The 8883-nt window shown below is 46.5% G+C and carries 4 protein-coding genes and 1 pseudogene; all 5 read right to left on the reverse strand.

The genetic code is table 11. From position 1 onward, the window contains the following. The coding region (locus KQJ18_RS18640) for a DEAD/DEAH box helicase family protein (RefSeq protein WP_216422474.1) at positions 1-2036 on the reverse strand (2036 nt) is incomplete at its 3' end. A gap of 6 nt (positions 2037-2042) precedes the next feature. After that, positions 2043-3230, reverse strand: a complete 1188-nt coding sequence (locus tag KQJ18_RS18645) for a restriction endonuclease subunit S (protein ID WP_216422475.1) — start codon at positions 3228-3230, stop codon at positions 2043-2045. Beyond that, positions 3227-4861, reverse strand: a complete 1635-nt coding sequence (locus KQJ18_RS18650) for a class I SAM-dependent DNA methyltransferase (protein WP_216422476.1) — start codon at positions 4859-4861, stop codon at positions 3227-3229. Before KQJ18_RS18650 ends, KQJ18_RS18645 begins: the two co-directional genes overlap by 4 nt. Positions 4862-4924: 63 nt before the next feature. Then, on the reverse strand, positions 4925-8338 hold the full coding sequence (locus tag KQJ18_RS18655; RefSeq protein ID WP_216422477.1) for a DEAD/DEAH box helicase family protein: 3414 nt from the start codon (positions 8336-8338) through the stop codon (positions 4925-4927). Positions 8339-8594: 256 nt separating this feature from the next. Then, a pseudogene (locus KQJ18_RS18660) lies at positions 8595-8883 on the reverse strand (hypothetical protein); the annotation flags it as partial.

Raw genomic sequence — 8883 nt, forward strand, 5'->3', positions numbered from 1 at the left:
TATTGAGTAAAGCTGATTGCCCCAATTTGAGATGCGCCTAAATTTCTTGCCAAAGGATATTCAATACCATTAAATACATTAAAGACTTTTTCACCACTGACAACTTCAAATTTATTATCACAAATAGTACTGACTAGATTCTCAACTCGAAATGCTTTATAGTCATTTGAGAATACAAACAAGGCGGATCTGTCTTGATCCCAATGAGCAATTAGAATTTTATAATTGGTATCTTTAAGATCTTTGTAGCTTCCCCACCGGACTGAAGTTGCCTGGACAGCTAGCACAACAAGCAAATTCTCATCTTCTGCTATTGCATGCCAGGATTCATCGAATCTGGGCAGTTTTTCCTTGTATCTTTCAGGCTCCCAATTGTCACAGTATGTTTGAAATAACATGACTGAACAACTTGGCTCAAGATTCCATAGAGAAATCTGATCGTGTAAATCACCTTTCCTTTTTAAGGCATCCACGACCTCTTGTAACCTAATCTCTCTAGCAATTCGCCCTTCAGAGAGTCGCCTTAATACATTATCCCAATCGGCATCTGTTGAATATAGATGCTGTAATTCACCTTCAACATTCGGGTCTGCAATATTCATGACTACACTGGCTTGACCAATTTTCTGTGCTTTATTGACACGAGTAAAGCGGCCAATGAACTGCAAAGTTACGGCAAGAGACTTATGATGATCATGCAAAGCGGCAATTTTCAGGTTGGGTAGATCATATCCTTCTCCCAACATGTCTACGCAAATAACGATTCTTGAATGTCTTGATAATAATTTATTAAGACGTTTTTTTATTTCCGTTTTAGGATAATCAGAATGAACAACAATTGGATTAAAGTTTGGTGCAATTTTCTGATAAATAGTAAGTATTTCTTCTGCTCGCTGCTTATTGCTAGTACGCGCCATGAGCAAATGGTCAAGGTCATTATTTAAGTCTATACGTAGTTGACCTACAGCTGTATCCGCGATTGCATGATCCATAAGGTCAGAGTAATACTCCTCTACAGGCAGCAAATTTACATTTGTAAAATAGCCTGCTCGTTGGGCTTCCCCCATCGTATAGTTATAGATAATTTTTCCACCAAGGGACTTTTTATCATTCCTAAAGGGAGTAGCTGTAAACTGCACTACACGTTTGTCTGTGAATCGTTCGCGAATTGTCTGCCATGATGAGGCTGAGATATGATGGGCCTCATCAACAAAAAGATGGCTACACGACTCGCAAAGTGCATTTAATGCTGCTTCGGAGCAGGCAGACAAAACGTTGGTCGTAGCAACCAAGACGTTTGATTCACAAACTAATTGCTTAGCTTCTTCCGCTACCTGAATTCCCTTCTTAATAATAGCGACATTAGGGAGGGCAATGTTAGGCGGAACGACTGTTAGCTCTGGCAAATATCCCAACTCAATGAATTTTTTTGATATTTGTGTTCGGAGAGAGTCAGATGGAACTATGAGCAAAATTCGCTCGCATCGCTGGTATATCATGGTAGCCAGCATTGTTTCCGTTTTTCCCGTTCCAGTGGGCAGTACGACGGTAGCAGGTTCTACCTGCAAATCAGTAGCGAAATAGCCTGCAATTGCATGAAGTGCACCCAGTTGGGGTTTTCTGAGACCTGGAGAACGGTGCTCTGGGTCGTCCTCTCTAAACTGAAATTGATGATACCATTGTTCATTAATCTCATTAGGCGAAGTGCTAAATACCTGCTCTGGAAATTGCTCCCAGCTTAACTCAGTATCTTCTCGCCATTTTTCGAATGTAAATGGTTCCTTCGCTTTAAGGGAAGCTACACCATCTGCGCATTTCCCCCTGGAATTTGGATCTTTCAGATAGATATAGTCTAGAGGGGGCTTTAGACCCGTAACAAGTTCAAAATATCCTTGGAAACGTGCATTTCTGACTTGAGCCGATACTGTTGTTGATCGGCAAAGTAATTTATGAACATAATTCCCACCCACTTTTCTTAAAGGGGCAGCTTTCGCGGGCAAGGTAAATTTAATTGTTAACAGGTCAAATAAGTCCATATGTACTTACCTCTTAAGATGTCCTGAAAAAGCCTGCTGACTTAACTTAGAGAAGAGGGCGTCGCTATCAATATCGCCTGACGCCATTTTATTTAAGCTATTATTGATTATTGATACAATCGAATGAAAATTAGCCATAAGTTCGTCGGGTGGAATTAGAACTTCAAAATTTTTAAGTTCAACAGGAGATATATGTGGCACCGTTGTTTCTGTCGGGCAGCAATGCTTTTCGAAAGCTGGCGATTTAATACAACTGTAAATATAGTTTGTGTAAGATTCGCAACGAGGTCGTAACCTAGCTACACGCTGAACTAAGTACGTTTCTCGCTGATTTTCAGGGAATATGCATACTTTTAACCCGCTTGATATCCACGGACGGTCCATAGCAAGGATAATATCACCCGCCTTAATTAAATAATTATCTAGCTTTTCTAGTTTATTTTTTGGCCAGAATTTTGTATCAGCCCAATCTAAATACCCCGTAAGTGTATTTGCCCCTCTGCAAAGCCGTACTGATTCTGGTGCATCACTAATGTACTCATTACTTTTGAATGCAAATCCGGTAATGACCTCTGCCAATTCAGTAATGGGAGCTTTTTTTAGTTTTTTTGGATTTTCAACAGGATCGCCAAACATATTCAAAAACGTAGTACGCAAAAAATCGTTAGCCAGTTTCATGGCTTGCTCGCGTTTTTGACGTAGGCTATCAGCCTTATCAAGAATATCCGCGATACGTTTCTGTTCTTCAAAAGGAGGCAACGGGATTTCAAAATTTTCTACAACTTTTTTAGATACTTCTTTGAAAGTTGCACCATTACCTAATAGCTCCAATTGTGGCACAAATTTCTTAATACAATGATATAAATATTTATTGTGAACATTTCGCCCAGGAATTAAACTTTTAAAACCCTGATTTGTACAAAGTTCAATACCAGCAATAGCTACATTTCCTATTGGTGCTCGTGATGTGAGTAGAATCGTTCCTACAGGTAACATATATGTTGCAGCAGCTTTATACCCTGTTTTAGTTATATATTCCGGTGCCTCGTAAATATAAGGTTCACTAAGATTTGACACATCTTTTGGCGTTATCCACGGAATATCACCGCCCCAGTAGGATACGATGTTACGTTTAGGTGTTGCACCTCCCACAACTTCACAGCAATCTTTAAGCTTCACCATCTGCCAGCTCACAGCATCCCCTCCAGCTCATCCAAATCCGCCAGAATCTCTTTCTCTAGGTCCCTCAGCCGCTTCAGTATCACCTTCGGATCTTCATACTCCTCGGCCTGATACACCACCTCTTTATAGCGATTGATAGAGAGGTCGTATTTCTGTGCGGCAATATCAGCTTTCGGCACCACAAACGCCGCCTGAGTGCGATCTTTAAAATCAACGCCAGCATCAATCCCTTCCGGTTGATGTTGTTTCAGCAACGAGGCTAATTTCTCGCCCATAAAGTTATCAACCGGCAGCCCGCGCAAAGTACGGTAATGCTTCCAGCTTGCCAATAGGTGCGGCAGATCGTTGTCTTTTACCGGGTTACGTTTGTCATCCAGACTGTAGCCGTCATTTCGTAGATCGTAGAACCAGACCTCATCCGTCTGACCGCCTTTGGTAAAGATCAGGATCGCCGTCGCCACACCGGCATAAGGCTTAAATACACCGGAAGGCAGATTGATCACCGCTTCCAGTTGGTTATCTTCCACCAGCGTTTTACGCAGGGACTGGTGCGCCTTACTGGAGCCAAACAGCACCCCCTGAGGCACGATAGTGGCACTGCGTCCGCCCACTTTCAGCATTTGCAGAATTCGCGCCAGGAACAGCAACTCAGTTTTCTTGGTTTTCACCATCGCCGACAGCGTGGAGTCGATATCTTCCTCATCCAGTGAACCGGTAAACGGCGGGTTCGCCAGAATCAGGTTGAAAGCGTTTTTACTGGCCTGTGGGAAATTAGTGCTGAAGCTCTGGCTCATGGTGTCCTGATAATGAATATCCGGCGCTTCCACTCCGTGCATAATCAGGTTCATGGCGGCGATACGCAACATGGTGGTATCAAAGTCGTAACCGTGGAACATATTGTTATCGACATGCACACGCCACGGCGTCAGCAGATCGCCGGTAAAGATTTTTTGCTCTTCTAATTCGCCGCGTTCGTTAGTGCCAATCTCGGTATGAATGGACTCAAGAGAACTGTACTTCTCCAGCAAATATTCATAGCTGGTCGCCAGAAAACCACCGGTGCCACAGGCTGGATCGCAAATTGTCTCACCGCGCGCCGGATTCGGCTCCATCATTTCAACCATCGCGCGGATAATGTGGCGTGGCGTGCGGAACTGACCGTTGATCCCAGCGGTTGTTAGCTTGCTTAACAGATATTCGTAGAGATCGCCTTTGGTGTCACCACGATCCAGTGGCAGGTTTTTGATCACCTCCACTGCTTTAGTCAATAGCGAAGGTTTAACGATCTCCAGACGAGCATCTTTCATAAAGTTGCCCAGCAGCGTCACCTTCGACGCATCGGCTTGGCCGAGTTGACGGAAATGCTGGAATACGCCATCGCGCACTACTTCCATCATCTCATCCGAGCCAAGGTTACTATAGTGACTGAAACGGAACTCCTGCTGTTCTGGCGTAAAGCGCGGTTTAAAATCAATACCCGCGATTTGCTTACGCTTCTCGTCTCGTTGTTCCTGGGTATCCAGCATCCGGGAGTACATCAGGTAGGTGATTTGTTCGATTACGGTCAGCGGGTTAGTGATACCGCCTACCCAGAAATCTTCCCACAGGCCGTCGATTTTACTTTTTAAGTCACCGGTGATCATTGTTAACGTCTATATCCTGTTATAAATACAAAAGCCCCGCTGCCGGGGCTTGTCACGTGCGTATTATACCGTCGCTGCGTCGGTCACAACACCCAACTCTTCGACTATCTTTTGCAACCGGGCGATCTGCTCTATGTCGGGGAACACGCCGGTAACGCCTTCGTTGTGGATATGGGTAAACGGCTGTTCAAAGAGCTGCCGCATTTCAATTGTGCCGTAATCACGTATATGGTTTTTCAGCAATGACAGGAAGCGCAGTTGCTGGCTGGTCAGGCTGTTGTCAGCGGCGAACTGGGCAAAGCGCACTTCCACTGCGTCGCTGTCCATCCCGATGATGGTACGCAAAAGTTTATCCAGGCTAGCTGTTGCCTGCGGATAGAACTCTTTCAGTGCCCGGATATCAACGTTCGGATTCTGGATCAGCACCAGCTTCGCCAGTTCATCCAGCTCGGCTTGCGTGACCGGCTCGCCGTTGCGGATTTTCTTCAGCACCGGGTTTTGCTGGAACAGCGGCTCCAGCGCTCCCTGAACCTGCTGTCGATAGAGTTTGAAATCAATCGAGCGGATATTGGTTTTACGGGTTTCCGTCTGGATCAGGTTCGCATCTTCGGTAATATCCACCTGTATCGAACCAAATTTCGGCGTAGCATCTTTCTCCATCAGGTGCATGATGCCGCGCAGGTGAATGCGGATATCTTCCAGTTCTTCAAGACTGGCCTGCTTCCACCAGCCTAAATCACGAAGCTGATTAATCCGCTGTCCCTGCTGTTGCACCTGAGCCAGATGCGGCGGCAGGCGATCGGCCTTTTCTACTATTACCGGCCAGAGTACGTCCAGCTCTTCCGGGTTGGTATAACGGGCGGTTTGCGCCGCCAGAATATCCATATCGAAGCGCATGGCATCGCTTTGCCCGCGTACGTCCAACCACTGCATTAACGGGGCCAGGACAGAGAGCAAATCCTGCTGTGTTTTCGGGGAAAGCTGGCGCAGCACTTTTTCATCGCTGTACTGCGCTTTTTGCTGCCACTTTTCCTGTACGGCAATCGACTTTTCATCCAGTGCGTTGATCTGCTCACGAAGCTGGTGAGCGACTAAATCCACCGCCTGTTTGTCGAACTTACGCTGAGCAGCGGTCCCTAGCGTGATCCATGCCTCGAAGCGTTTTTGCGCCAGCGATTTTGTCGCTGTGACTTCGGCCTCTTCGGTATGCAGCTCGTGATACTCAAAATTGCCCCAGTGATCGAAGATACGGAATTTTTGTTTATCCAGCGGTTTGCCGTTGTCATCGTTGCCGTACAGCCCTGAGCAAAGACGCGTACCACGGCCAATCATCTGCCAGAACTTCACTTTCGATTTGACCGGCTTGGCAAAGACCAGATTCACAATTTCCGGGACATCAATGCCGGTATCGAGCATGTCAACAGAGATAGCGATGGTCAGCTCTTTGTTGGTGCTTTCATCCAGCCCTTTAAAATCATCAATCAGTTGCTCGGCACGGGGGTCGTAGTTGTCAATAACCTGGCAGAAGCGTCCGGCAAACTGCGGGTACATGTCGTCGAACAATTCATTCAACAGCAGTGCGTGTTTGTGGTTACGGGCGAAAATGATGGTTTTACCTGGCAGTTGGCCGTCTCGATCTTTCAGGCCATTTTCCATCAGGTTACGTAGGATATAGCGGTTGGTGTCTTTGTTATAGATCGCCTCATCCAGCGCCTTACCATCAAATTCCAGCGTATTGGGATCGATACCCTGTTCTTCCAGTTCGCGGATTTGTGCGTCGCTTAACTTCTCCCGTTTGATGCCTTCGCGCAGGAATTCCGTGGTGTGCGTAACAACCTCATAGGGAACCAGATTGTTATCGGCGATGGCATCTTCCAGGCTGTAGTTGGCGGTAGGGATACGTCCTTCACAACCAAACAGGCCGAAAGTGGTTTTACTCACCATGTCGATCGGCGTGGCCGTCAGGCCAATCTGGAGGGCATCAAAATACTTAAACAGGTCGCCGTAGACGTTGTAGATAGAGCGGTGGGATTCATCGGCGATAATCAGATCGAAATAACCGACATCAAAATGGTCCATGATTTTCATCATGCCGGGATAAGTGGCAATGTAGATCCTGGCGTTCTGCCTGTCTGCTTTTTTCGATTTCCCGACCACATACAGCGGCTCATTGGTGAACTGATTGAAGGCATTCGCCGCCTGTTTGCGCAGCTCTTTACGGTCGCAAAGGAACAGAACACGTTTTACCCAACGGGCATCAATCATCAGTTTGCTTAGCGCAATTGCCACGCGGGTTTTACCTGTACCAGTGGCCTGAACAATTAACGATTGCCGGTACTTGTTGGTAAACCGTTCGCTGACGCGGGCAATGGTTTCAAGCTGATACAAACGTCCGGCAACGGCCTTACCTTCGTTATCTTTAACATGCGGCACACTGTTCAGCGGCAGACGGGTTTCACGCTGCTGAATAAGATATTGCAGGCTTTCCTTGCTGTAGAAGCCGAATACTCGACGCGGAGGATAACCATGAGTTTTATGCTCGTCCCACAGCCAGATATCGTAGCCGTTGGTGTAGAAGATGACCGGACGCTGACCATATTCTTTCTCCAGCCAGTCCGCATACAACCGGGCCTGAATTCTCCCCTGCTCGGCGTTGACGCTGGTTTTTTTTGCTTCCACTACCGCCAGCGGTTTGTGCGCCTCATCCCACAAGACATAATCCGCATAACCGTCGCCAGTTGTAGTAGGTTGTTCTTTAACCGGGTGTTCCTGCGTAACCTGATCGGTATTCTTAAGTTCTTCACCTACATTCCAGTCAGCAGCAAGCAGGCGAGAATCAATCAGACGGCGGCGGGTTTCCGCTTCATCAATAGAGAGGATATCGGCAACATGCTGGTTACGCGCCCTGGCTTCGTTCAGGCGCTGAGTGAGGTGTTCGGCCTTTTCCTGCTCCTGCTGTAGTGCGCGTTGTAACGCCAGTTCGCGCTCACGGCTTTCATCTTGAGCCCTGATTGCATCTTCCAGACGTTTTTCATCTGCACGACCTGAAGATTGTGTTAACGGAGGAAGAGAAAATTTGGGGCAATTATCAACATTACCATGGGCATAACGAACATAGAGCCAAACTCCCAGTAAATACGCTTCCTTGAGCAGCCAATAGGTATCTTTAGCTTTAATACGTCCACCGTGTGCGGCGCGGTTGCCATGGATACGCAGTGCATCCATTTTCATGATGATGGCTTCTGGCATCATGCTGGTGAAGACATCGGCGTTCATTAAATCATACAGATTTGCTTTGATGCCTTCAGGCAGCCGTTCCTGGCGGTATAACCAACGTACCATCAATTCAGTGTAGTTGCGTAGCTTGACCAGACAGCTTTCCGGATCGGAGTGAACATATCGTTCCGCCATACACGCGAGTTCTGCCAGTTCCGGCCACTGGCTGCGCAACATTTCAAAATTGAGAGACTGCTCCATCAATCATCGCCTTATGTCGTGGATACAACAGGAGTTGTGGAAAGGATATCACACTAATTTGGCTGACAAAGTGAGCCCAGATTTATTCACTAAACAACATTACTGTTGAATGTTGTCTCATGGTACTGCACTGGCAGCAATGATACAGAAGGCGCAGATGAAAGCATACGTTTCGTACTGTTAACATTTACCTGAAACTCAAATACCTGCGAGCCTTTCTATGTGTTTGTGGAACAAGCGATTGAACGGTTCGGTACTAATTTTCAGAAATAGTGCCCATCGCTTTACGAGGCCTCCCTGACATTGGACGTTGTGGGACTTCATTGCATCCGTATGAACAGAGCCCCTCTTTTTGCTCTTCTTTTGTCAGATAGCTCAATACTCGACGAATATTTAGAATGCTGGCGGGTTCATTATAACGCACGGGAATATTGATATCGGCTTTATAAGGTTCTTTAAACTGGCATATATTAAAATAGCCCTCCTGTTGGGTTAACTGCTTCCAGAATTCTCCTGCCTGCTGTGCAAAAGGATAGGATCTTTGC

It is taken from the genome of Citrobacter sp. S55_ASV_140 (assembly GCF_018919505.1).
In the GTDB taxonomy this organism is placed as follows: Bacteria; Pseudomonadota; Gammaproteobacteria; order Enterobacterales; family Enterobacteriaceae; genus Citrobacter; species Citrobacter werkmanii.